At 62.0% G+C, this 24452-nt stretch carries 19 protein-coding genes; 6 read left to right on the top strand and 13 right to left on the bottom strand.

The features are described 5' to 3' along the window. Positions 1-107: 107 nt before the first annotated feature. A complete protein-coding gene (estP, locus tag BLO80_RS23615) occupies positions 108-2015 on the top strand; it encodes an esterase EstP (protein ID WP_092331211.1) in 1908 nt (635 codons plus the stop codon). A gap of 170 nt (positions 2016-2185) precedes the next feature. On the opposite strand, the gene trpE is transcribed toward estP, so the two are convergent. From trpE to BLO80_RS23665, 10 genes are all read right to left on the bottom strand, one after another. Beyond that, a complete protein-coding gene (trpE, locus tag BLO80_RS23620; RefSeq protein WP_060740373.1) occupies positions 2186-3667 on the bottom strand; it encodes an anthranilate synthase component I in 1482 nt (493 codons plus the stop codon). Between the two features lie 70 nt (positions 3668-3737). Next, positions 3738-4556 carry a phosphoglycolate phosphatase gene (locus BLO80_RS23625; protein WP_092331214.1) on the bottom strand — a complete coding sequence of 273 codons (819 nt, stop codon included), beginning with the start codon at positions 4554-4556 and terminating at the stop codon, positions 3738-3740. Beyond that, the gene (gene rpe / locus BLO80_RS23630) at positions 4553-5227 is read right to left on the bottom strand and encodes a ribulose-phosphate 3-epimerase (RefSeq protein ID WP_092169726.1); all 675 of its coding nucleotides are present in this window, start codon (positions 5225-5227) and stop codon (positions 4553-4555) included. The genes BLO80_RS23625 and rpe overlap by 4 nt, the downstream gene beginning before the upstream one ends. A 78-nt stretch (positions 5228-5305) precedes the next feature. Then, positions 5306-6454: an iron-containing alcohol dehydrogenase gene (locus BLO80_RS23635; RefSeq protein ID WP_092331218.1), complete on the bottom strand. Its 1149-nt coding sequence runs from the start codon at positions 6452-6454 to the stop codon at positions 5306-5308. 202 nt (positions 6455-6656) lie between these two features. After that, positions 6657-7481: an ABC transporter permease gene (locus BLO80_RS23640; protein ID WP_072405758.1), complete on the bottom strand. Its 825-nt coding sequence runs from the start codon at positions 7479-7481 to the stop codon at positions 6657-6659. Positions 7482-7494: 13 nt separating this feature from the next. After that, entirely contained in the window at positions 7495-8742 is a 1248-nt protein-coding gene (locus BLO80_RS23645) for an ABC transporter permease (protein WP_092331220.1), read from the bottom strand. A gap of 201 nt (positions 8743-8943) precedes the next feature. Continuing rightward, a complete protein-coding gene (locus tag BLO80_RS23650) occupies positions 8944-9987 on the bottom strand; it encodes an ABC transporter substrate-binding protein (RefSeq protein ID WP_042730717.1) in 1044 nt (347 codons plus the stop codon). 49 nt (positions 9988-10036) lie between these two features. Then, complete coding sequence (locus tag BLO80_RS23655) at positions 10037-11161, bottom strand: ABC transporter ATP-binding protein (RefSeq protein WP_072342484.1); 1125 nt, start codon at positions 11159-11161, stop codon at positions 10037-10039. Between the two features lie 345 nt (positions 11162-11506). Then, positions 11507-12136 (bottom strand): response regulator, encoded by a 630-nt coding sequence (locus tag BLO80_RS23660; protein ID WP_003177702.1) that lies wholly within the window; start codon positions 12134-12136, stop codon positions 11507-11509. 121 nt (positions 12137-12257) lie between these two features. After that, complete coding sequence (locus BLO80_RS23665) at positions 12258-14654, bottom strand: PAS domain-containing sensor histidine kinase (protein ID WP_092331223.1); 2397 nt, start codon at positions 14652-14654, stop codon at positions 12258-12260. Positions 14655-14728: 74 nt separating this feature from the next. Between BLO80_RS23665 and BLO80_RS23670 the strand changes: the two genes are divergently transcribed. Beyond that, positions 14729-15721, top strand: coding sequence for an alpha/beta hydrolase family protein (locus BLO80_RS23670; RefSeq protein ID WP_092331225.1), 993 nt, complete (start codon positions 14729-14731; stop codon positions 15719-15721). Positions 15722-15899: 178 nt separating this feature from the next. On the opposite strand, the gene BLO80_RS23675 is transcribed toward BLO80_RS23670, so the two are convergent. The 3 genes from BLO80_RS23675 to BLO80_RS23685 are packed head-to-tail and all read right to left on the bottom strand — an operon-like array spanning position 15900 to position 18362. Continuing rightward, the gene (locus tag BLO80_RS23675; protein WP_092331228.1) at positions 15900-16667 is read right to left on the bottom strand and encodes a TerB family tellurite resistance protein; all 768 of its coding nucleotides are present in this window, start codon (positions 16665-16667) and stop codon (positions 15900-15902) included. 1 nt (position 16668) lies between these two features. Beyond that, the gene (gene murU / locus BLO80_RS23680) at positions 16669-17340 is read right to left on the bottom strand and encodes an N-acetylmuramate alpha-1-phosphate uridylyltransferase MurU (protein WP_092331231.1); all 672 of its coding nucleotides are present in this window, start codon (positions 17338-17340) and stop codon (positions 16669-16671) included. After that, a complete protein-coding gene (locus tag BLO80_RS23685; protein WP_092331233.1) occupies positions 17337-18362 on the bottom strand; it encodes an aminoglycoside phosphotransferase family protein in 1026 nt (341 codons plus the stop codon). Before BLO80_RS23685 ends, murU begins: the two co-directional genes overlap by 4 nt. 130 nt (positions 18363-18492) lie before the next feature. Here BLO80_RS23685 and BLO80_RS23690 point away from each other — a divergent pair, with 130 nt between their 5' ends. From BLO80_RS23690 to rsmA, 4 genes are read left to right on the top strand one after another with little or no spacing between them, the layout of a single operon-like run. After that, positions 18493-21291: an LPS-assembly protein LptD gene (locus tag BLO80_RS23690; RefSeq protein WP_092331236.1), complete on the top strand. Its 2799-nt coding sequence runs from the start codon at positions 18493-18495 to the stop codon at positions 21289-21291. After that, the gene (gene surA, locus BLO80_RS23695; protein WP_139197104.1) at positions 21272-22588 is read left to right on the top strand and encodes a peptidylprolyl isomerase SurA; all 1317 of its coding nucleotides are present in this window, start codon (positions 21272-21274) and stop codon (positions 22586-22588) included. Before BLO80_RS23690 ends, surA begins: the two co-directional genes overlap by 20 nt. Next, the gene (pdxA, locus tag BLO80_RS23700; protein WP_092331238.1) at positions 22585-23574 is read left to right on the top strand and encodes a 4-hydroxythreonine-4-phosphate dehydrogenase PdxA; all 990 of its coding nucleotides are present in this window, start codon (positions 22585-22587) and stop codon (positions 23572-23574) included. The genes surA and pdxA overlap by 4 nt, the downstream gene beginning before the upstream one ends. Continuing rightward, entirely contained in the window at positions 23571-24389 is an 819-nt protein-coding gene (rsmA, locus tag BLO80_RS23705; protein ID WP_092331241.1) for a 16S rRNA (adenine(1518)-N(6)/adenine(1519)-N(6))-dimethyltransferase RsmA, read from the top strand. Before pdxA ends, rsmA begins: the two co-directional genes overlap by 4 nt. Positions 24390-24452: the final 63 nt, after the last annotated feature.

Consider the following 24452-nt stretch of genomic DNA (forward strand, 5'->3'; position numbering starts at 1 on the left):
AGGGCTTTGAAACAATCGCGACGTTCCGGATAGATGGCAAAACGCCGGAAGTTTTTGGTACTGTCGTTTCGTTTTCTAACAACAAAAAGATAAAAACGGACTTTCCCATGATCAAAAAGACGTTGTTCGTACCGATTGCCGGTTGCCTGCTGGCGATGGCTTGCGCCCACGCGAGCGCCGCTCCCAACCCGTACTCCAAATTCATTGTGTTCGGCGACAGCCTCAATGATGCAGGCCAGTTCGCCGACCCGAATGGCCCGCCCGGCTCGACCGAGCGCTATACCAACCGAACCGGTCCGATCTATACGGACGGCAGCGGTGAAGCCTATTCGGCCAACTCCACCCAACTGCTCGGTGGGCGCCTGGGTTATTCCGCCGACGAGACCGCCGCCTCCACCTCGGCGGTCCGCGCCGACCAAGGGCTGGCAGACGGCAATAACTGGGCGGTGGGCGGTTATCGTACCGACCAGATCCTCGAATCGATTACCGGTGTATCCGACACCGGCGAACGCAGCCGTCCCGGCTATCTGCAATCCAATGGCCTGCGGGCCGATCCGAATGCGCTGTATTACCTTTCCGGTGGCGGTAACGACTTCCTTCAAGGCCGGGTACTGAACACCGCGCAAGCGAACGCCGCCGCGGACCGCCTGGCCGACAGCGTCCAGGTGCTGCAGACGGCCGGTGCCCGCTATGTGATGGTCTGGCTGTTGCCCGACCTGGGCCTGACGCCGGCCCTCAACGGCGGCCCCTTGCAGGACACCTTTTCGCAACTGGGCAATCAGTTCAACCAACAGTTGATCTCGCGCCTGCAAGGCATCGACGCCGAAATCATTCCCTTGAACATCCCGCTCTTGCTCAAGGAAAGCTTCGCCGACCCGGCGAGATTCGGCCTCGCCACCGGGGAGAACCTGACCGCCACCTGCTTCAGCGGCAACGGCTGCACGGAAAACGCCACCTATGGCATCAACAGTGCTACGCCAGATCCCAGCAAGCTGATCTACAACGACGCGGTCCATCCAACCGAAACCGGGCAAAAGCTGATCGCCGACTACGCCTATTCGCTGCTCGCGGCGCCCTGGGAACTGACGTTGCTGCCGGAAATGGCCCACTCGACCCTGCGTGCCCATCAGGATGAGTTGCGCAGCCAGTGGCAATCGGACTGGGAGGACTGGCAGGCGGTCGGCCAGTGGCGAGCCATCGTGGCGGGTGGCGGCCAACATTTGGACATGGACAGCCAGGGCAGTGGCGCCAGCGCCGACGGCAGCGGCTACAGCCTCAACGTCGGCGGCAGCTATCGCCTCAACGAGGCTTGGCGCGTAGGTGTCGCCGCCGGTCTCTACCGCCAGGACATGGAAGCAGGCCACAACGACTCGAAGTACAAGCTCAACAGCTACCTGGCCACCGCCTTCGCCCAGTTCCAGCAAAACCGCTGGTGGGCCGATGCGGCACTGACTGGCGGCAAGCTCGACTACGACAGCCTGGAGCGCAAGTTCGACCTGGGCGTCAACGAAGCGCAAGAGAAGGGCGACACCGACGGCCATCTCTGGGCATTCAGCACGCGGGTGGGCTACGACATTGCCCAGCCGGGCAGCGAATGGCACCTCTCGCCGTTTATCAGCGCTGACTATGCGAAGGTGGAAGTCGATGGCTACTCGGAAAAGAGCAACCGCTCCACGGCCCTGACCTTCGATGACCAGACCCGCGACTCGAAACGCCTGGGCATTGGCTTGCAGGGCAAATACAACATCACCCGGCAGACCCAGGTGTTTGGCGAATATGCCCATGAGCGCGAGTACGAAGACGACACGCAAAAGGTCAACATCGCCCTCAACAGCCTGCCCGCCAACGACTTCACGCTGGAAGGCTACACACCACAGAGCCACCTGAACCGCCTGAGCCTGGGGGTCAGCCACAAGTTGACCAACGACCTGGCGCTGCGGGGCGGTTATACGTTGCGCAAGGATGATGACCTGACCCAGCAGGGGGTGAGCCTGGGCGTCAGCCTGGACTTCTGATCGAAGAGAGCCTGTGGGAGCGAGCTTGCTCGCGATAGCGGAGTATCAGTCGACCTATGGGTTGAATGTGACGGCCTCATCGCGAGCAAGCTCGCTCCCACATTTTTGATCGAGTCGCTGAAGGGACTGTGGCGAGGGAGCGTGCTTCCTCGCCACAGTTATTGGAGGCTTCAATCGTTCGAGGTCTGCTCGGCCAGCGCCACGGCGCGGAACATCGCCCGGCGTTTGTTCAGGGTTTCTTCCCATTCCAATGCCGGCACCGAGTCGGCGACGATGCCGCCGCCGGCCTGCACGTGCAGTTCGCCGTTCTTGATGACCGCGGTGCGGATGGCAATCGCGGTGTCCATGTTGCCGTTCCAGGCGAAATAACCCACGGCCCCGCCGTACACCCCCCGCTTGACCGGCTCCAGTTCGTCGATGATTTCCATTGCGCGGATTTTCGGCGCGCCGGACAAGGTGCCCGCCGGCAGGATTGCCCGCAAGGCATCCATGGCCGTCAGCCCGGCCTTCAATTGGCCGGTGACGTTGGAGACGATGTGCATCACGTTGGAATAGCGCTCGATGACCATCTTCTCGGTGAGTTTCACCGAACCGATTTCCGAGACCCGCCCGGTATCGTTGCGCCCCAGGTCGATCAGCATCAGGTGCTCGGCGATTTCCTTGTCGTCCGACAGCAGGTCTTCTTCCAGCGCCCGGTCGGCCTCCTCCGTGGCACCACGGGGGCGAGTGCCGGCGATCGGGCGCACGGTGATCAGGTTGTCTTCGACCCGCACCAGCACTTCCGGTGAACTGCCCACGACATGGAAGTCGCCGAAGTTGAAGAAGTACATGTAGGGCGTCGGGTTGAAGCAGCGCAGCGCCCGGTAGAGATCGATGGGCGCGGCTTTGAAGTCGATGGACATCCGTTGCGACGGCACCACCTGCATGCAGTCGCCCGCCAGGATGTATTCCTTGATGGTGTCGACGGCTCGTTCGTAATCGTCCTGGGTGAAACTGGAACGGAACACCGGGTCGGCCGCCGACTGCTTGCTGAAATCCAGGCCCGGACGCGGCGTGATCGGCTGACGGAGTTTTTCCAACAGCGCCTGCAGGCTTTTCTGACCTTGTTCGTAGGCATCTTCCCGGGACGGGTCGGCCAGGACGATGGCGTGCATCTTGCCGGCGAGGTTATCGAAGACCACGACGGCGTCGGAGACCATCAGCAAGATATCCGGCACGCCCAGGGGATCGGGGTTCGGGCAGGTGCCCAGGCGTTTTTCCACGTAGCGCACGCAGTCGTAGCCGAAATACCCCACCAGGCCACCGTTGAAGCGCGGCAGGCCGGGAATGGTCGGCACGTTGTAGCGGGCCTTGAAGGTTTCGACGAATGCCAGCGGGTCTTCGACGTCGAGGCTTTCGATTTCGACGCCGTCGTGGGTCACGCTGATGCGATGGTCATGGACCCGCAGCACCGTACGGCACGGCAGGCCGATGATGGAATAACGGCCCCACTTTTCCCCGCCCTGTACCGATTCGAGCAGGTAGGAGTTGGGCTGGTCGGCCAGCTTGAGGTAGATCGACAGCGGCGTGTCGAAGTCGGCCAGGGTTTCGCAGGCAAGGGGGATGCGGTTGTAGCCGGCAGCGGCTAGACGCAGGAATTCTTCACGGATCATGGGGTGCCTCGTGGCAAGAGGAGCTGACAGTCAGGTATGCAAACGCGCCGGATAACCGGCCAGGATCACGTCAGGCGCGCCAACGCCAACGGGCCAGGGCCTTCATGACTTTCATCCAGAGTTTGCGAGTGACCACCACGATGGCGTTTCCAGAAGAGGATTGAACAGCGTCGGGCAACGTTATCTCAGCGGCCGGGTCCAGGCAACCGGGAATTAACAGGCGCAAATCGTCGATGACTAGAGCAGGACACTCTTCGGCGATGGGCCGTCCAGGGTTGTATCCATAGCTCAACCCTACGCATTTTACGCCCGCTGCTTTTGCCGCTTGCACATCGATGACCGAGTCACCGACAAACAACGATTGAGAAGCTGGGATATTCGCCATTTTCATGACAAAAAACAGCGCCGCCGGATCGGGTTTTCGCTGCGGCAAGGTATCGCCACCGATGATCCAGCGAAAATAGCGACCAATCTTCATCTGATCCAGCAAAGGCGCGACAAAGCGTTCCGGCTTATTGGTAATCAGCGCCATTTCCACGCCTTGCTTCTGTAACCACTTGAGGGTGGAACGCACGCCGGGATAGACCACGGTCAATTCGTGGCTGCCTTCGTAGGCCTCGTTGAACAATGCCAACGCCCGCTCGGCCTCGGCGTCATCGACACCTTGGGCATCGATGTGATTGGCCAGGGCTCGGCGCACCAGTGTGGGAGTGCCATTGCCAACCCACTGGCGCACCGCGTCAAGGCCAGCGGGTGGACGTCCGAGCGCGAGCAGCATGTGGTCCACGGCAGCCGCGAGATCTGGAAGCGAATCGATCAATGTGCCATCGAGGTCGAACATCACCAGGCGCGGCAAAGTGCCGGGGAACAGCTGCTCGAAGCCGCTCATGGGCGCGCCAGGGCCAGTTCGGCGCGCATTTTTGCAATCACCTCGTTGTAGTCGGGGGCGTTGAAGATCGCCGAGCCCGCGACGAACGTGTCGGCGCCGGCCGCGGCGATTTCACGGATATTGTTCACGTTCACGCCACCGTCGATTTCCAGGCGGATGTCACGTCCCGAGGCATCGATCAGCGCCCGGGCTTCGCGCAACTTGTCGAGGGTGCCCGGGATGAACTTCTGGCCGCCGAAGCCAGGGTTGACGCTCATCAGCAGGATCATGTCGACCTTGTCCATCACGTACTTGAGCACGTCCAGGGGCGTCGCCGGATTGAACACCAGGCCGGCCTTGCAACCGCCCTCGCGGATCAACTGCAGGGAACGGTCGATGTGCAGCGTGGCTTCTGGGTGGAAGGTGATGTAGGTGGCACCGGCTTCGATGAAGTCACCGACGATGCGGTCCACCGGGCTGACCATCAGGTGCGCGTCGATCGGCGCGGTGATGCCGTACTTGCGCAGCGCCGCGCAGACCATCGGGCCGATGGTCAGGTTGGGTACGTAGTGGTTGTCCATGACATCGAAGTGCACGATGTCGGCCCCGGCGGCCAGAACGTTGTCCACTTCCTCGCCCAGACGGGCGAAGTCGGCGGAGAGAATCGACGGAGCAATAGCGAAGGGCTGCATGATGCACCTTTTTTGAGCGAAATCACGATGGCGCGCATTGTATACCTCAAGATTTGGCGCGCCCACCGTGACCGTCGATCAATACGCCGCGCGGTAGATCTTCTCGATGTCGCTGGCGGTCAGCTTGCGTGGGTTGTTGCGCATCAGCCGCTCGATCCCCACGGCCTCCAGGGCCATGGACGGAATCACGTCCTCGGTCACGCCCAGGGTACTCAGGCCCCTGGGGATTTCCACGGCGGCGCACAAGGCGACCATGGCTTCCACGGCTTCGTCGGCGGCCTCTATATCGCTCAGATGGCCAGTCCTGATACCCATGGCTTCGGCGATGTCACGCATGCGCTCGACGCACGCCATTTTGTTCCACGCCATGACATACGGCAGCAACAATGCATTGGCGACGCCGTGAGAGACGTGAAAGCGCCCACCTAACGGATAGGCCAGCGCGTGCACCGCGCCAACCCCGGCATTGCCGAAGGCCATGCCGGCCATCAGGCTGGCGGTGGCCATGTCCTCACGGGCTTGCAGATGGGCGGGATTGGCGTAGGCCTTGGGCAAGGCCTTGCTGATCAGCTTGACCGCGCCGATAGCCAGGGCATCGGTGATCGGCGAAGCATTGAGCGACAGGTAGGCCTCGATGGCATGGACCAGCGCGTCAACACCACTGGAAGCCGTTACGCCACGGGGGCACGTGAGGGTCATCTGTGGGCTGACCAGCGCCACGTCCGGCAACAGAAAATCGCTGACGATGCCTTTTTTCAGCTGCGCGGCCTTGTCGGAAAGGATCGCCACGTTGGTGACTTCCGAACCGGTACCGGCGGTGGTGGGGATGGCAATCATGGGCGGGCCTTTGCGCGGCACCTGATCGACGCCGAACATATCTTGCAACTCGCCATGGTACCCGGCATAGACGCCCACGCACTTGGCAATGTCGATGGCACTGCCACCGCCCAGGCCGATCAGGCCATCATGACCACCGTCGCGGTAGGCTTGCATGCAATCCTCGACGATGGCGATTTCCGGGTCCGGCATAACCCGGTCGAAAATCTCGTAGTCGCGTCCGCCCAGATGTTGCAGGGCCAGCTCCACGGTGCCTGACTGGACCAACGCCGCATCGGTCACGATCAGCGGGTTGTCGACGTCCAGGCGCGTCAACTCGGCGGCCAGTTGCTCGATGGCAGCGGCACCGGTGATCAGTTTATGGGCGATCTTGAATGAGGAAAGACTCATGTGCGCGGCCTCTTGTTCGAGTGTGGGCTGGCACAAGAATAGCTCGGTATTGAGGGTTGTCTGCTATTCAGCTTATGAATGCAATGAGAAACCCTGTGGGAACGAGATTGCTCGCGAAAGCGGTGGAACATTCAACATTGACGCTGAATGTCAGTGCGCTATCGCGAGCAAGCTCGCTCCCACATTTGGACGACGCTGACCTTCAGACCTGGGCCGTGCGCAACTTCTCGCTACGCCCACGCAACCACTCCAGGGTCAGCAGCAGGATCACCGAGAAGGCAATCAGCAGCGTCGCCGCCGCCGCGATGGTGGGGCTGAGGTTTTCGCGGATGCCGCTGAACATCTGCCGGGGCAACGTTGCCTGCTCGGGACCGGCCAGGAACAGGGTCACCACCACTTCATCGAACGACGTGGCGAAGGCGAACAGGGCCCCGGAGATCACGCCCGGGGCGATCAACGGCAGGGTCACCCGACGAAACGCCGTCAGGGGCGAAGCCCCGAGGCTGGCGGCGGCGCGGACCAGGTTGTGATTGAACCCCTGCAAGGTCGCCGACACCGTGATGATGACGAACGGTACACCCAGCACGGCGTGGACCACGATCAGCGAGAGGAAACTGTTGCCCATCCCCAGCGGTGCGAAGAACAGGTAGCTGGCCACGCCGATGATCACCACCGGCACCACCATGGGCGAAATCACCAGGGCCATCACCAGCGCCTTGCCCGGGAAGTCACCCCGGGTCAGGCCGATGGCCGCCAGCGTACCAAAAATCATCGCCAGCAACGTCGCCGCCGGGGCCACGATGATGCTGTTTTTCAGCGCCCGCATCCATTCGGCCGAGGCGAAGAAATCGTGGTACCACTGCAGCGAGAAACCTTGCAGCGGGTATACCAGGAAACTGCCGGAGTTGAACGACAGCGGAATGATCACCAGCACCGGCAGGATCAGGAACAACAGGATCAGCCCGCAGAGTGTGCGCAAGGTGTAGTACCACACCCGTTCGATGGGAGACATGTAAGGACTCAGCATTTTCGATCTCCCCTTAGCTCAGGCGCAGGCGGCTGGCGCCCACCAACCGGTTGTAAATCAGGTAAAGCACGACGGTCGCCAGCAACAGCAGCCCGCCGAGCGCCGTGGCCATGCCCCAGTTGATACTGGTGTTGGTGTAGAACGCGACGAAATAGCTGACCATCTGGTCGTTCGGGCTGCCCAGCAGCGCCGGCGTGATGTAGTAGCCGATGGCGAGGATGAACACCAACAGGCAACCGGCGCCGACACCGGCATAGGTCTGCGGGAAATACACCCGCCAGAAACTGGCGAACGGATGGCAGCCCAGGGAAATCGCCGCCCGCATGTAGGTGGGCGAGATGCCCTTCATCACGCTGTAGATCGGCAGGATCATGAACGGCAGCAGGATATGGACCATGGAGATGTAGACACCGGTGCGGTTGAACACCAGCTCCAGGGGCTTATCGATGATGCCCATGGCCATCAGGCCACTGTTGATCAGGCCGCCCGACTGCAGCAACACGATCCACGCGGCGACGCGCACCAGGATCGAGGTCCAGAACGGTAGCAACACCAGGATCATCAACAGGTTGCTTTGGCGCGACGGCAGGTTCGCCAGCAGGTAGGCCAGCGGATAGGCCAGCACCAGGCAGATCGCGGTGATAACCAGGCCCATCCAGAACGTACGGGTGAAAATATCCAGGTAAATCGCCTGGTCGGGAGTCGCCGGGGCCAGTTCCCCCAGGTCATCGATGCGGTGGTCGACGGCCGCCAGCAGGTAGTACGGGGTGACGTTACTGGTGTTACGGCGGACCACCTGCCAGTACGCCGGATCGCCCCAACGCTCATCGAGGTTTTCCATGGCTTCTTTATAGGAAGCCGGCTCGGTGGCAAACGGCAACGCCCGAGCGGTCTTGGTCAGCAGGCTGCGATAGCCGGCCAGTTCCATGTTCAGGCGCTTGGACAAGTCGCCCAGGGTCTGATTCTTGCGGGCTTCGGCCAGGTCTTCACTGGCGGCCTTGTACACTGGCTCGCCCGGCAAACCGCGTCCGTCCCAGGCCGCGACGGCAGCGACCGTGCGTGGCATGGCGCCCACCACTTCCGGGTTGTTGACGCTTTTGAACAGCAGCGCCACGATCGGCACCAGGAACACCAGCAACAGAAACAGCACCAGCGGCGCAATCAAGGCCTGGGCCTTCCAGCGGTTGACCCGCTCGGCGCGCTTGAGCCGTTGCTTGAGGGTGGGGCTGGTGCCCGCGTTCAGTGGAACGGCGATGGCCATGGCGAACTCCGCAAATCTTTTTATCGTTACAGGGGCAGGGGGCCGCCTCTGTTCTTTTGAAACATCCGATTGAAGCAAGCACCTGTGGGAGCGAGCTTGCTCGCGATGGCTACGGCACATTCAACATTGATGTGTCTGACAAACCGCTATCGCGAGCAAGCTCGCTCCCACAGGGATCTCATCCAGCTTCAGACCGTCGGGTTATTTGGCCGCCCAGGAGTTGAAGCGCTGCTCCAGTTGCTCACCGTTGTCAGCCCAGAAGCTGACGTCGATCTGCACCTGGTTGGCGATGTTTTCCGGGGTGGTCGGCATGTCTTTCAGGACATCCTTGGCCAGCAACGGCACAGCCTGGGTATTGGCCGGGCCGTAGGCGATGTTTTCCGAGTAGGTCTTCTGTTGCTGCGGTGCAACCGAGAAGGCGATGAATTTCTTCGCCGCTTCGGCGCGGGTCTTGTCCAGGCCGCGCGGGATGGCCCAAGCGTCGAAGTCGTAGATACCGCCGTTCCACACCACTTTCAGGTTGCTTTCTTTCTGTACCGCGGCGATCCGGCCGTTGTAGGCCGAGCTCATGACCACGTCACCGGAAGCCAGGTATTGCGGCGGCTGGGCGCCGGCTTCCCACCACTGGATATTCGGCTTGAGCTCGTCGAGCTTTTTGAACGCACGGTCCTGGCCATCCTTGCCGGCCAGCACTTTGTAAACGTCTTTCGGCGCTACGCCGTCGGCCATCAAGGCGAATTCCAGGGTGTATTTGGCACCTTTGCGCAGGCCGCGCTTGCCCGGGAATTGCTTGGTGTCCCAGAAGTCTGCCCAACTGGTCGGCGCGGTCTTGAGTTTGTCGGCGTTGTAGGCCAGCACGGTCGACCACACGAAGAAACCTACGCCGCAAGGCTGGATGGCGCCCTTGACGTAGTCTTCGGTCTTGCCGAACAGGGCCGGGTCCAGTTGCTCGAACATGTCTTCGTCGCAACCACGGGACAATTCCGGAGATTCGACTTCCACCAGGTCCCAGGAAACGCTCTTGGTGTCGACCATGGCCTTGACCTTGGCCATTTCGCCGTTGTACTCGCCAGCCACGATCTTGCCGTTGCCGGCCGCTTCCCACGGTGCGTAGAAGGCTTTGACCTGAGCCGCCTTGTTCGCCCCGCCGAAAGACACCACGGTCAGGTCCGGGCCCGCCGCCATCGCGCTTGCCGCACCCATCATGCCCAGTGTCAGGGCTGTGAACTTCAGGGATCTCAACATTTATTGTTCTCTCCACGTGCAGGGTTGGTGTTGGTACAGCAGGGGGCGATCAATTCGCCTCTAGAAGGGGATCGAGCGCACGCACATGCTCGACTTGCCAGCCAAGCGGAACCACGTCGCCGACAGCGAGCGCGGGATCGAGCTCGGCAATCGGTTGCTTCACGAAGAAGTCGTTCTTGCCACAGACTTCCAGGCGAACCCGGACGTGGTCGCCCAGATAGATGAATTCCGCCACCCTCCCTGAGAAGCGGTTGACACATTGTTCGCTGACACCGTTGAGGCTCACCCGCTCCGGACGGATCGACAGGGTCACCGGCTCGCCGGGCTGACCGACGTTCACCGCCAGGGCCTCGACTTTCTCGCCGCGCGCCAACTCCACCAGGCAACGATCGCCGGTGTGGCTGTGCAGGCGACCGTTGAGACGGTTGTTTTCGCCGATGAAGTTGGCGACGAAAGTATTTTTCGGCTCTTCGTACAGGGTGCGCGGCGGGGCGATCTGTTGGATCTCACCCTGGTGGAACACCGCTACGCGGTCGGACATGGTCAAGGCTTCGCCCTGGTCGTGGGTCACGTAGACCACGGTCACGCCAAGGCGCTGGTGCAGGTGCTTGATTTCCATCTGCATGTGTTCGCGCAATTGCTTGTCCAGCGCACCCAGGGGTTCGTCCATCAGCACCAACTGCGGCTCGAACACCAGCGCCCGGGCCAGGGCCACCCGCTGTTGCTGGCCGCCGGACAATTGCGCCGGGTAGCGTTGTGCGAAGCTGTCCAGCTGGACCATGCTCAGGACACGCTTGACCCGATCGCTCACATCGCTCTTGTTCAGGCCTCGCACGGTCAGCGGGAACGCAAGGTTCTCGGCGACGGTCATGTGCGGGAACAAGGCGTAGTTCTGGAACACCATGCCGATGTCGCGCTTGTGCGGCGGCACATTGTTGATCGAGCGCCCGGCCAGCAGGATCTCGCCGGCGGTTGGGGTTTCAAACCCGGCGAGCATCATCAGGCTGGTGGTCTTGCCGGAGCCGGAAGGCCCGAGCAGGGTCAGGAATTCGCCTTTGCGAATGTCCAGGTTGAGGTCTTTGACGATCAGGTTCTCGCCGTCGTAGCTCTTCTGCACACCACGAAAGCTGACCAGCACATCGCTGGCCCCCGCGCTTGAATCGACCTGGCTCATACCCGCACCTTTTGTTTTGATGACTGCTTGTGAATCAAGCCTAGTGGACCCTGGGGTCCGCGCAAATCGGGGCGCAGGAGAGAATCGCCTCAGCCGGATGGAAGAGTCGGGGTAGGGATTGCCCTACAAGGATGGCGGGATTGGATAAATGCAGCGGTGCGTTTTAAGCGCCAAGCTGCAAGCAGGGGCAAAAGGCGCTGTCGGGGTGTGTCGCAAATGGATATGCCGAGACAAAACCCTGTGGGAGCGAGCTTGCTCGCGATAGCGGAGTGTCAGCCAACATCAATATTGAATGTGCCGCCGCCATCGCGAGCAAGCTCGCTCCCACAGAGGGCGTGCTGAAGCTCAGAGCAACTTGTGCTCCATCGCATACTTCACCAACTCGGCCAATGAGGTGATGTTGAGTTTCTGCATCAGCCGCGCCTTGTGGGTGCTGATGGTCTTGCTGCTCAGGGCCAGTTGCTGGGCGATGTCGTTGACGTTGGCGCCCTGGGCCAGGCGTTCGAAAACCGAGAATTCACGCTCGGACAGCAGCGAGTGCAGCGGGCGGGTGTCGGTCAGGCCGACTTCGAAGACCATGCGGTCGGCCAGGTCCGGGTCGATGTAGCGCCCGCCGGCCGCGACCTTGCGAATCGCCATGAGCAGCAGGGCCGGGTCGCTGTCCTTGGTTGCGTAGCCCGCGGCGCCGACCTTCAGGGCACGGGCGGCCATTTGCGCCTCGTCATGCATCGACAGCACCAGGATGGCTGGCGGATTGTTCAACGCACGGATCCGCGGGATCGCCTCCAGGCCGTTGACGCCCGGCATGGAGATATCCAGCAGCACCACTTCGCAGGGCACGTGGCGCAGGGTCTCGAGCAACTGTTCGCCATTGCTCGCCTCCCCCACCACCAGCAGATCCTTGGCCAGGCCGATCAACTGCTTGATGCCTTCGCGGACGATGGTGTGGTCTTCGGCTACCAGTACACGGATCACATGCTTCTCCAGATTCAGGATCTCATCGCGAGCAAGCTCGCTCCCACACGGTTTGTGTACACCTCGATCGATGTGGGAGCGAGCTTGCTCGCGATAGCGTCAGCCCAGGCAACCCAAACCATCAGGCCTCATTCAACGGCACCCGCACCGACAGGGTGGTGCCCTCCCCGGGCTCACTGTCCAGGGTCAACTGTCCCCCCATGATCAGCACCCGCTCACGCATGCCGACCAGGCCAAAGGACGTTGGCCGGCTCGTATCGGCAATAAATCCTACACCGTCGTCGCTGACGGTCAGACATAAATCAGCGCCTTGCTGAACCAGCGTCAACTCCACGGTATGCGCCTGGGCATGGCGCATCACGTTGGTCAGCGCCTCCTGGAGAATCCGGAACAGGCCGATGGCCTTGGCGTCGCTCAGGGGCGGCAGGTTGTCCGGCACCTGCACCAGGCAAGGGATCTGCGTTCGCGCCTCGAAGCGCCGGGCCTGCCATTCGATGGCCGAGGCGATGCCGGCATCCAGGATTGGCGGGCGCAACGCCGTCGCCACATCCCGCACCAGCTGGAACAACTGAGCAATCAGGCGCTTCATGCTGTTAAGCCGCTCATGCAGGCCCGGGTCGAGTTGCGCGTAGGCCAATTCACACATGGAAGTTTCAAGCTTCAACACCGTCAGCATCTGGCCCAGCTCATCGTGGACTTCCCGGGCAATGCGCGCTTTTTCCTCTTCCCGCACGCTTTCCAGGTGCGCCGACAACTCGCGCAACTGCTCCCGGGAACGAGCCAATTCCAGTTCGATGCGCTTGCTGTCGGTGATGTCCCAGACGATACCGTCCCAGACATAGGCGCCATCTTCGAGACGCCGAGTGATCGCCTTGATCTCGGCCCAACGCTCCTGGCCTTCGCGGGTCAGGATGCGGCCCTGCCATGACCAGTCACTGTCGGTATCCAGCGCCTGGTCCTGGGTGCGGTGATAATCGGCCTTGTCCTGCGGATGCACCAGGCTACGCAGCCCGGTGTCGCTGCGGGCCAGGGTCGCAGGGGAATAGCCCACCAGGCTTTCGCTGCCTTCGCTGATGTAGGCATAGTCGATCTGGCCGGTCACCGGCGCCCGCTCCAGGCGAAAGACCAGGCCCGGCACATTGGCGGCGATGCCTTGCAGCCGCGCCTCGCTTTCGCGCAACGCCGCCAGCGCACGTCGGCGCTCGGTCACATCATTGAGGTAGACCACCAGGTATTCGGCGTCGCGAAAACGCAGAAAGCTCAGGGAAACGTCGGTCGGCAGGATGCTGCCATCGGCTCGCACGCACTCGGTTTCGAAGCTCTGCGGCCCCTCTTCACTGGCCCGGGCGCGCTTCCACAGGTTCAACCAACGGTCCATGTGCAAGCCCGGCTCGAAGTCGATCAGGGGCCGGTCGATGATGGCGCCCGAGGCGTAGCCGAGCATGGTTTCGGCCGCTCGGTTGGCATACCGCACGTGGCTGTCCCAATTGACCCACAGGATGCCGACCGTGCTTTGATCGATGGAGAACTGGGTCAGGCGCAAGGCTTCTTCGCTGGCCGCACGCTGGGCGATGTCCTCCCTCGCGGCACGCAGGCGGCGCTCCAGTGCGCGTTGCTGGCGGCGCTGCCAGAACACGATGGCGACACTGCTGAGCAGCAGGGCCAGGATCAACAGGGTCAGGTTCTGCCAGAAACCCGGGGTCTCGGTCAGGCGCGGGTATTTTGGCTTGAGCCAACGACTGTGCAACTGCTCCAGCTCCTTGGCCGGGATTGCCTGCAAACCTCTGTCGATGATTTCTGCCAGCTCCGGCCAGTCCCGGCGTGTGGCAACCCGTAGCAACTGCGGCAAGCCAATGTCGCCCACCACCGCCAGCTCGGCGAATTCGGGTTCGACCATCAACCTACCCAGTTGCGCCTCGTCGACCACCGCGTACCGGGCCTGCTGGGTCAGCAGCAATTGCAGGGCCTCGCGCTCCATCGGCACGCCTTGCAGGTTCAGCGTCGGGTAGTTGCTGCGCAGGTAATCGGCCGTGGCACTGGGCATGCGCACCGCGACGCGGGCCTGGGCGTCGAGCTTTTCCAACTCCACCCCCTCGGCGCCTTTCTGCGCGCCGACGATCAATTGCGGCACGCGCATGTAGGGATCGGAAAACTGCCAGAGCTTGAGCCCGCCCGGGGATTGGGTCAGGCCCGGAGCGATGTCCACCTCGCCGGCACGCACCGCGGCTTCCAGTTGCGCCACGTCCTGGAAGTTGCGCCAGGTCAGCTCGACGTTCAACGCCTTGCCCAGCCACTGCATCAACTCGACATTGGTGCCGGACAAACGCTGCAAGCGCCGGTCGTATTGCGCATAGGGCGCCTGCAAGACCAGGCCGACCCGCCACTGCGGATGTTGCACCAGCCATTGGCGCTGTTCTGCATTCAATTGCACCCCTGGCGCCGACGGCGCGGGCGCGGCCCACGCCATCAAGGGAAGCCATAAACAGCCGATAACCCACAGGCAGCAAAAACGCATCATTGAAGTCTCATGCACTGACAAATACAGACCAACCCATTAGGCTGCCGGAAATACTTCTGGTCATGGAATATCCGATGCCCTCTGTTTATCGCCTGGCGTTGCCAGCATTGTGCCTATCGCTGATCCTGCCAAGTGCCTTTTCTGTCCAGGCCAGCGAAACGGCCCCCGCCACCGAGCAACCCGCCGGGGAAAAACCTGTCGAGCGCCAGCCTTTGCTCGAGCGTAGCCAGGAAGAAGCGGCCGCACTGGGGCGAAAACTCCCGCCCCAGGAACAGCAACAGTTGCAGACCGGCAGCGACACTTTCCTGGCACTGTGGAAACCGGCGAATACCAGTGACCCCAGAGGCGCGGTCATCATCATCCCCGGTGCCGGCGAAACCGCTGACTGGCCTCAAGTCGTCGGCCCATTACGCAAAAAGTTGCCCGATGTTGAATGGAGCAGCCTGAGTATCACCCTGCCGGACCTGCAAAGCGACGTCATTGCTCCTCGCGTGGAGGAAGCCGCGCCCGAGACCAAGCCGGCCGACACGGCTGCCGCGGCACCGGACGCGACCACTTCGGCGCCGATCGAACAGGTCGCCGGCGGCGAAGCCGATGCGGTGGATCCGGTCGTTGCGCAAACCGATGAAGAACATGCCAAGGCCGACGCCGAGCGCATCTTCGCCCGCATCGATGCGGCGCTGGCCTACGCCGAACAGCAAAGCGCACGCCGTATCGTGCTACTGGGCCATGGCACCGGCGCCTATTGGGCCGCGCGTTACTTGAGTGAAAAGCAACCCTCGCAAGTCGAACGCTTCGTGATGGTGGCTGCGCAGACGCCGGTCACTGCCAAGCCCGGCCTGGCCGAACTGACCCCGACCTTGAAACTGGCGACCGCCGATATTTTCTACATGGACAAACCGCTGGATCGCAACGCGGCGCTGGAGCGCCTGCAGGCGAGCAAACGCTTGAAAGGTTCGACCTTCAGCCAGGTATCCCTCAAGGCCCTGCCGAACCCGTCAGCGGAGCAGGAGCAGTTGTTTCGTCGGGTCCGGGGTTGGTTGAATCCGCAGAAGCCGGGGGAGTGAGGCTTACTGCTGGCCAAGCCGAAGACTGACTTTGTGGCGAGGGGATTTATCCCCGCTGGGTTGCGCAGCAACCCTAAAACCCGCGCAACAACACAATCTGATGGCGAGCGCTGCGCACTCGAGCGGGGATAAATCCCCTCGCCACAGTTGTTCCCCTCCTTATCTACTGTTATCCCTTCTAGCGAAAATCCCGCCGCTCGCGAATCAACCGGTAGGCGTTATGCAGCTCTCGGGTTTTGTCGGTGGCTTCACGCACCTGCAAGGGCGTCGCCCCGCTGCCGGCAATCTTGTCCGGGTGATGACGGCTGAGCAGTCGCCGGTAGGCACGCTTGATCTGCGACGGTTCGCTGGTGGCCGAAACCCCCAGCAAGCGCAAGGCCTCCTGATAGGTCACGCCGGCGTTGGGCCGCGACAGTTTCTGCGGTTCGTAATCAGCCGCCAGCGCCTGGACCTGTTGCGGCGTCCAGCCCAACCAGCGGCCCCATTGGGCCACCAGCTCCCGCTCGGCGACACCGGCACGCCCATCGGCCCAGACCATCCGCCAACAGGCGCGCAATACCCCTTCAGCCGCATGGGGCTGGACGGCCAGGCGACGCATGTAACCGCGCAACCGATCGTTTCCGGACTTGCCCCGGTTGAACGCCGCGATCGCCCGGCGCTGCGCCGATTCACTCAAGTCCAACGCCCGCATCTCCTGGCGAGCTTGCTGGATGTGGCCGTCGACCACGCGCCCATCGCATTTGGCCAGGCGCCCGAGCAATACGAACAACAATTCATCGTTGCGCAACGCCGGGCGGCCGCCCAGGCGCTCGCGTACTTGCGCCCAGCCCTGCAGGTTCAGGCGCCGGTCCAGCGCCTGTCCCAACAACGCGCCAAGCATGGCCCCCGGAATGCTGGCGATGGCAAAGCCCGCCCCGGCTCCAATCAGAGTCCCTGGCCACCACATATCAACCGCTCGCTTCTATCAAGGTTTCGACCTGCGCCAAACGCTCATGGGTGCCGACATCGACCCAATGCCCTTTCAGGTGCTCGCCACTGACGCCCCCCTCGGCCATGGCCGTGCGCAACAGCGGTGCGAGCTTGAAGGCACCGCCAGTGCAACCGTCGAACAACCGCGGGTGCAGGACGGCGATGCCGCTATAGGTCAGGTTGTCGGCAGGCGTTCGCCCATCGTGAACCTTTCCGTCGGCCAGGATGAAATCGCCGTCCGGGTGATGCTCCGGATTATCGACAAGCACCAGGTGCGCCAGCCCTTTGAGCGGCCTGCGCAACGCGCTGAAATCGTAGTCGGTCCAGATATCGCCATTGACCACCACAAACGCGTCATCGCCCAGCAACGGCAAGGCCCGGAAAATCCCTCCCCCGGTCTCCAGCGGCTCGCCTTCGGGTGAAAACCGAATGCTCACGCCAAAACCCGAACCGTCCCCCAGGTGATCTTCGATCTGCTGGCCGAGCCAGGCGTGATTGATCACGATCTCGCTGAACCCGGCCTTGGCGAGCGCTCGCAAGTGGTATTCGATCAAGGGAACGCCACCCACGCGAATCAACGGCTTTGGCGTGGTGAGGGTCAAGGGGCGCATGCGCTCGCCCCTGCCCGCCGCCAGGATCATCGCCTTCATGCCGTTGCTCCGGCCGACCGCCGCAGGCTGCCAAGCAGCTCATCGAGCGGTGCCAGTTCAGGACGCCGGGCAATGACCGCTTCTATATAGGCAAAGAAACGCGGCACATCGCCGAGGTAACGTGGTTTGCCATCACGGTGGCAAATGCGCGCGAAGATCCCGATGACCTTGAGGTGACGCTGCACGCCCATCAAGTCGCTGGCCCGCAGGAAATCCTCGAGATCCGGCTGTACGGGAATGCCAAGGGCGCCAGCCTGCTGCCAGTAACGCTCGAGCCAACCGCGCACACGCGCCTCGGGCCAACTGAGGAAGGCATCCTTGAACAGGCAGGTCACGTCGTAGGTCACCGGGCCATAGACCGCATCCTGAAAGTCCAGCACACCGGGGTTCGGTACGCTGAGCATCAGGTTGCGCGGCATGTAGTCGCGGTGCACCAGCACTTTGGGCTGGGCCAGGGCGCTGTCGATCAACAGCTCGCTGGCCTGTTGCCAGAGCTGCTGCTGGGCCGGATCGAATTCGATGCCCAGCTCGCGCTTGACGTACCACTCGGGAAACAATTCCAGCTCCCGACGCAGCAACGCGACATCGTAGCTCGGCAACGGCGCGACCATCGGCAGTTGCTGGAAAGCCAACAAGGCTTGCAAGGCATCGCCGAATAAATCGTCGGCATTTTCGCCGTCGATCACGTCCAGGTAGGTCTGATTGCCCAGGTCATTGAGCAAAAGAAAGCCGCGTTCAAGGTCTTCGGCATAAATTTTTGGCACGTTGATGCCGGATTTCGCCAGTAAAAAAGCAATATCCACGAAAGGTTTGCAGTTTTCCTGGGGCGGTGGCGCGTCCATTACGATCAAACTGCGGCCCTCGCCTTCCCAGCGGAAATACCGCCGGAAACTCGCGTCACTGCTGGCGGCGGTCAACGTGGCCGGGGGTACGGTGCCCCAACCCTGTTGAGTGAAAAGGATCGGCAGTTGTTCATCGAGCCAAACTTTCAGGTGTTGCAAGCGTACATCTTGGTCGGGCATTGCAAGGGTCTCCGACGGCGCTAGCCGTCAAGCGGGTCATGCTTTATTATCCAGCATCTTTTTCAGACCATCGAGAGGCGTGCGGCCCACACCGCGGGCAGATGGCACGCAGGAAGCCCGGACTAATAAGATGGCATTGAAATCCCCCGCGTTTCGTAAAAAATTTCCGTTGCTGGTCACCGGCAGTCTGCTGGCCCTGCAACCCCTGGCCTCTTCATTCGTCGTCGCGGCGCAGCAGTATGACTGCTCCGTCTCCGCTTCGGGTGCCTGGGACTGTGCACCCAAGACACCGGCCGCCGCGTTGCCGCCGCGCCCCGTGCATGACGGCAGTGCGGTTTCCGACAGCGGCGCGGCGCCAGCCGACAGCGGCTCGGTCGAGGAAGCCGGCGAAAAGCCGATGCTCGTTACCGAAGCCAAGGGCCGCGGCCTGAAGTCGCGCAGTGCAGACTACAGCCACCTGGATTGGGTTCCACGAGAGAACCTCACCCCGGCGCAACTGGCTGAAACCGGTCCTTACTGCGCGGGTGCCTATATCGAGCCCTCTCGCCCCGGCATGAATGACAAGACGGCCAAGAGCGACGCCCCGACCTTCCTCGGCGCCAAGGCTTCCCGCTATGAGCAGGAACAGCAAGTGGCAACCCTGGCCGGCGATGTGGTCATGCGTCAGGGCAGCATGCAGGTCGAGGCCGACGAGGCCAGCCTGTACCAGGCCGAGAACCGTGGCGAGCTGAACGGCAACGTGCGGGTTCGCGACAACGGCGCACTGATCGTCGGCGACCACGCCGAGGTACAGCTGGACACTGGCGAAGCCAAGGTCGACAACGCCGAATACGTGATGCACAAGTCGCGCATCCGCGGTAACGCGCTGTACGCCAAGCGTGCCGAGAACGCGATCATCCGCCTCAAGGACGGTACCTACACCACGTGCGAACCGGGCAGCAACGCCTGGACGCTCAAGGGCAACAACATCACCCTGAACCCGGCCACCGGCTTCGGCACCGCGACCAACGTGACGCTGCGGGTCAAGGACTTTCCGGTCCTGTACACGCCGTACATCTACTTCCCGATCGACGACCGTCGCCAGTCCGGCTTCCTGCCGCCGACCATCGGCAGCGGCAGCGATACCGGGTTCCTGTTGGTCACTCCGTACTACTTCAACCTGGCGCCGAACTACGACGCCACGTTGTACCCGCGCTACATGGCCAAGCGCGGCCTGTTGATGGAAGGCGAGTTCCGCTACCTGACCAAGTCCAGCGAAGGTCAGTTCGGTGCTGCGTACCTCAACGACGAAGAAGATGAACGCGCCCAGCAGACCGACTACAGCAAGACTCGCTACATGTACAACTGGCAGCACAAGGGCGGGCTCGATTCCCGCGTGCTGACGGAAGTCGACTACACCAAGATCAGCGACCCTTACTACTTCCAGGACCTGCAGACCGACCAGATCGGTGTCGAGTCCAGGGACTTCGTGAATCAGCAGGGCGCGGTCAGCTATCGCGGCGATACGTACGCGGCGCGGTTGAACGTCCAGGCCTATCAAATGGCCACGATCTCGAACATCACGCCGTACGATCGCTTGCCGCAGATCACCTTCAACGGTGCGCTGCCGCAGCATCCGGGTGGCTTGGATTTCGCCTATAACACTGAGTTCGTGCGGTTTGATCGTGATCTGCGGACCGGGGATTACACCAATGAGGACGGCACCACCGAGCCTTTCCTTGACAGAAACGTAACTGGCCTGGCCCGTGCCACCGGCGACCGGATGAATCTGGCCCCCGTGATGAGCTTGCCGATGAATGCGAGCTATGGATACATCAAACCCTCGCTCAAATACCAATACACCCAGTACGATCTGGACCTGGATAATCGTGGCAAGGCAGATATCGCCGCTCAAGATGCGGAAGGCGACCGTCTGAATGGTACCTACAGCCGCAACCAAAGCCGTGGAGTGCCGATCGCAAGCATCGACAGCGGTCTCTACTTCGACCGGGATACCCAGTGGTTTGGCAAGAATTACCGCCAGACCTTGGAACCGCGCTTGTACTATCTCTATGTGCCTGAGAAAGACCAGAGCGACATTCCGGTTTTCGACACCAGCGAAAGCACCTTCAACTACTCGTCGCTGTTCCGGGACAACCGCTTCACTGGTTCCGACCGTGTTGGCGACGAAAACAAGTTGTCCTTGGGCGTGACCAACCGCTGGATTCAGGAAGATGGCTTCGAACGCCAGCGCATCAGCGTCGGCCAGGCCTTCTACTTCAAGGATCGCGAAGTTCAACTGCCGGGTATCGACTACAAGACGCGTGAAGATGCGCATTCCAGCGTTTCTCCTTACGCACTGGAGTACGAATACCGCTGGAACCGCGACTGGCGCACCACGGCCGACTACAACTGGGACCCGGACAGCCACAGCCCCCGCTCGGGCAGTGCGATGTTCCATTATCAGCCGGAAGACAACCCGAACAAGGTTATCAACGCCGGATACCGGTATCGCAACGACCAGGTCCGTTACGACCAGACGACTGGACGATGGCAAGTGGGCGGTGGCGACTACGGCACGCCTGGCCAGCCTGGCTACGTGAAGGACTACTACAAGATCAAGCAGCACGATTTCTCGGTCATCTGGCCGATCGTGCCGCAGTGGAACGCCATCAGCCGTTGGCAGTATGACTACAACCGCAATCGTACCCTGGAAGCCTTCGGTGGTTTCGAATACGACAACTGCTGCTGGAAACTGCGCCTGATCAACCGCTACTGGGTCGACTATGAGGAATTCAGTCAAGCCGCCCCGGAAAACGAAAAAGGCGACCACGGCGTCTTCCTCCAAATTGTTCTGAAGGGACTCGGCGGCCTCACCGGCGCCAAGGTAGAGAGCTTCCTCGACAAAGGCATCCAAGGTTATCGTGAACGTGAAGAACAAGCTTTCTGATTGTCTGCGCCCGCTGATGCTGGGCGCGCTGTTCCTGGGTACCGCGGCCAACGCCGCGGTACAGTCCATCGACAAGGTCGTGGCCATCGTCGACAACGACGTGGTCATGCAGAGCCAGCTGGACCAGCGCGTCCATGAAGTGCAGCAAACCATCGCCAAGCGCGGCGGGGGCCTGCCGCCACCGGGGGTACTGGACCAGCAAGTGCTCGAGCGCCTGATCGTCGAAAACCTGCAACTGCAGATCGGCGAGCGTTCCGGCATTCGCATTACCGATGAAGAACTGAACCAGGCTGTCGGCACCATTGCCCAGCGCAATAACATGAGCATCGACCAGTTCCGCGCCGCCCTGGCTCGCGACGGCCTCTCCTATGAGGACGCCCGCGATCAGATCCGTCGCGAAATGGTCATCAGCCGTGTGCGCCAGCGCCGTGTCGCCGAACGCATCCAGGTGTCGGAGCAGGAAGTGAAGAATTTCCTCGCCTCCGACCTGGGCAAGATGCAGCTTTCCGAAGAGCTGCACTTGGCGAATATCCTGATTCCTACCCCGGAAAGCGCCAACTCCGAAGCCATCCAGAGCGCTTATCGCCAGGCAATGGATGTCTACCAGCAGCTCAAGCAAGGCGCTGATTTCAGCCAGATGGCTATTGCCAAGTCGGGCAGCGACAACGCCCTGGAAGGCGGTGACATGGGCTGGCGCAAGCCCGCTCAACTGCCGCCTCCGTTCGACCGTGAGCTGAGCGCCATGGCCGTGGGCGACATCACCCAGCCAGCACGCACCCCAGGCGGCTTCATTATCCTGAAAGTGCTGGAAAAGCGCGGTGGCGGAACCCAGGTTCGTGACGAAGTGCATGTTCGCCACATCCTGATCAAGCCAAGCGAGATTCGCAGCGAAGCCGAGACCAAGCGCCTGGCGGAAAAACTCTACGACCGCATCGAAGCGGGCGAGGACTTCGCCGAGCTGGCGAAGAGTTTCTCCGAGGACCCGGGGTCGGCCCTCAACGGCGGCGATCTGAACTGGGTTGACCCGAATGCACTGGTTCCCGAGTTCCGCCAGGTCATGGCCAGTACCCCGCAAGGGCAACTGTCCAAGCCATTCAAGAGCCCGTATGGCTGGCACGTACTGGAAGTCCTTGGCCGTCGCGCCACCGACAGCACCACCCAGGCACGCGAACAGCAAGCGATGACCGTATTGCGCAACCGCAAATATGACGAAGAGCTGCAAACCTGGCTGCGTCAGATTCGCGACGAAGCCTACGTTGAAATCAAACTTCCTGGTGCAGACCAGGCAGCGCAGTGAAACCCAAGCGTTTCGCGCTGACACCCGGCGAACCAGCCGGCATCGGTCCCGACCTGTGCCTGCTGCTCGCCTCGCACCCCCAGCCGCATCCTCTGATTGCCATCACCAGTCGCGACCTGCTCCTTGAACGGGCCGCGCAACTGGGGGTGGTCGTCGACCTGTTGCCAGTGACACCGCAGGCCTGGCCGGATACCCCGGCGCCCGCCAACAGCCTGTATGTCTGGGATACGCCCTTGGGCGCCCCGGTTGTCACCGGGCAGCTGGACAAGGCCAACGCCGCGTTCGTCCTGCAAACCCTGACCCGCGCCGGCCAAGGCTGCCTGGACGGGACATTCGCCGGCATGATCACCGCACCGGTACACAAGGGCGTGATCAACGAATCCGGGATTGCCTTTTCCGGACATACCGAATTCCTGGCGGACCTGACCCACACCGCGCAAGTGGTGATGATGCTCGCCACCCGCGGCCTGCGTGTGGCGCTGGTGACCACTCACTTGCCCTTGCGGGACATCGCCGACGCCATCACCCCGGAACGCCTGGAGCGGGTCACGCGCATCCTGCACGCCGACCTCCAGGAAAAATTCGGCATCGCCCGGCCACGCATCCTGGTCTGTGGGCTCAATCCCCATGCCGGCGAAGGCGGGCACCTGGGCCGTGAAGAAATCGACATCATCGAACCCACTTTGGAGCGCTTGCGCAGCGAGGGCATGGACCTGCGTGGCCCGCTGCCTGCCGACACTCTGTTTACCCCCAAATATCTGGAGCACTGCGATGCGGTGCTGGCGATGTACCACGACCAGGGCCTGCCCGTGCTGAAGTACAAAGGCTTCGGCGCGGCAGTCAACGTGACGTTGGGCCTGCCGATCATCCGTACCTCCGTGGACCATGGCACCGCCCTGGACCTGGCCGGCAGCGGCAAGATCGATACCGGCAGCCTGCAAGTCGCCCTGGAAACCGCCTACCAGATGGCCGAGACCCATTTATGACCGAGCAATACCAACACCGCGCGCGCAAGCGCTTCGGCCAGAACTTCCTGCACGACGCCGGCGTGATCGATCGCATCCTGCGCTCCATCCGGGCCAAGCCCGACGACCGCCTGCTGGAAATCGGGCCGGGCCAGGGCGCCCTGACCGAGGGCCTGCTCGACAGCGGCGCGCAACTGGACGTGGTGGAACTGGACAAGGACCTGGTCCCGATCCTCAACCAGCAGTTCGCCGGCAAGAGCAATTTCAACCTGCACCAGGGGGACGCGCTGAAGTTCGACTTCAATAGCCTGAACGCCGCGCCGAACAGCCTGCGGGTGGTGGGAAACCTGCCGTACAACATCTCCACGCCGCTGATCTTCCATCTGCTGAGCAACGCCAGCCTGATCCGCGACATGCACTTCATGCTGCAGAAAGAAGTGGTCGAGCGCCTCGCCGCCGGCCCTGGCGGTGGCGATTGGGGTCGCCTGTCGATCATGGTCCAGTACCATTGCCGGGTCGAACACCTGTTCAATGTCGGTCCGGGTGCATTCAACCCGCCGCCGAAAGTCGATTCGGCCATCGTCCGCCTGGTGCCTCATGCCGTCCTGCCGCACCCGGCCAAGGATCATCGCCTGCTGGAACGGGTGGTGCGCGAAGCGTTCAACCAACGCCGCAAAACCTTACGCAACACCTTGAAACTGTTGCTCAGCAGCGCCGAAATCGAAGCCGCCGGCGTCGACGGCAGCCTGCGCCCCGAGCAGCTGGACCTGGCGGCTTTCGTACGCCTGGCCGACAAGCTCAGCGAACAGGCCGCCCCGCAAGCCGACGCCAGCTGAACGGGCGACAAGCGCTATCGGGCAGTACGCCAGTCTGGTCTACTACCCGATACTTGGCCTAGA

This window comes from Pseudomonas sp. NFACC56-3 (assembly GCF_900100025.1).
Taxonomy (GTDB): Bacteria; Pseudomonadota; Gammaproteobacteria; order Pseudomonadales; family Pseudomonadaceae; genus Aquipseudomonas; species Aquipseudomonas fluorescens_AA.

What these genes read in the sequence shown, in the direction of transcription:
- estP (WP_092331211.1), top strand. Translation starts at nt 108, where the DNA reads ATGATCAAAAAGACGTTGTTCGTACCGATTGCCGGTTGCCTGCTGGCG.
- trpE (WP_060740373.1), bottom strand. Translation starts at nt 3,667, where the DNA reads ATGATCCGTGAAGAATTCCTGCGTCTAGCCGCTGCCGGCTACAACCGC.
- BLO80_RS23625 (WP_092331214.1), bottom strand. Translation starts at nt 4,556, where the DNA reads ATGAGCGGCTTCGAGCAGCTGTTCCCCGGCACTTTGCCGCGCCTGGTG.
- rpe (WP_092169726.1), bottom strand. Translation starts at nt 5,227, where the DNA reads ATGCAGCCCTTCGCTATTGCTCCGTCGATTCTCTCCGCCGACTTCGCC.
- BLO80_RS23635 (WP_092331218.1), bottom strand. Translation starts at nt 6,454, where the DNA reads ATGAGTCTTTCCTCATTCAAGATCGCCCATAAACTGATCACCGGTGCC.
- BLO80_RS23640 (WP_072405758.1), bottom strand. Translation starts at nt 7,481, where the DNA reads ATGCTGAGTCCTTACATGTCTCCCATCGAACGGGTGTGGTACTACACC.
- BLO80_RS23645 (WP_092331220.1), bottom strand. Translation starts at nt 8,742, where the DNA reads ATGGCCATCGCCGTTCCACTGAACGCGGGCACCAGCCCCACCCTCAAG.
- BLO80_RS23650 (WP_042730717.1), bottom strand. Translation starts at nt 9,987, where the DNA reads ATGTTGAGATCCCTGAAGTTCACAGCCCTGACACTGGGCATGATGGGT.
- BLO80_RS23655 (WP_072342484.1), bottom strand. Translation starts at nt 11,161, where the DNA reads ATGAGCCAGGTCGATTCAAGCGCGGGGGCCAGCGATGTGCTGGTCAGC.
- BLO80_RS23665 (WP_092331223.1), bottom strand. Translation starts at nt 14,654, where the DNA reads ATGATGCGTTTTTGCTGCCTGTGGGTTATCGGCTGTTTATGGCTTCCC.
- BLO80_RS23670 (WP_092331225.1), top strand. Translation starts at nt 14,729, where the DNA reads ATGCCCTCTGTTTATCGCCTGGCGTTGCCAGCATTGTGCCTATCGCTG.
- BLO80_RS23675 (WP_092331228.1), bottom strand. Translation starts at nt 16,667, where the DNA reads ATGTGGTGGCCAGGGACTCTGATTGGAGCCGGGGCGGGCTTTGCCATC.
- murU (WP_092331231.1), bottom strand. Translation starts at nt 17,340, where the DNA reads ATGAAGGCGATGATCCTGGCGGCGGGCAGGGGCGAGCGCATGCGCCCC.
- BLO80_RS23685 (WP_092331233.1), bottom strand. Translation starts at nt 18,362, where the DNA reads ATGCCCGACCAAGATGTACGCTTGCAACACCTGAAAGTTTGGCTCGAT.
- BLO80_RS23690 (WP_092331236.1), top strand. Translation starts at nt 18,493, where the DNA reads ATGGCATTGAAATCCCCCGCGTTTCGTAAAAAATTTCCGTTGCTGGTC.
- rsmA (WP_092331241.1), top strand. Translation starts at nt 23,571, where the DNA reads ATGACCGAGCAATACCAACACCGCGCGCGCAAGCGCTTCGGCCAGAAC.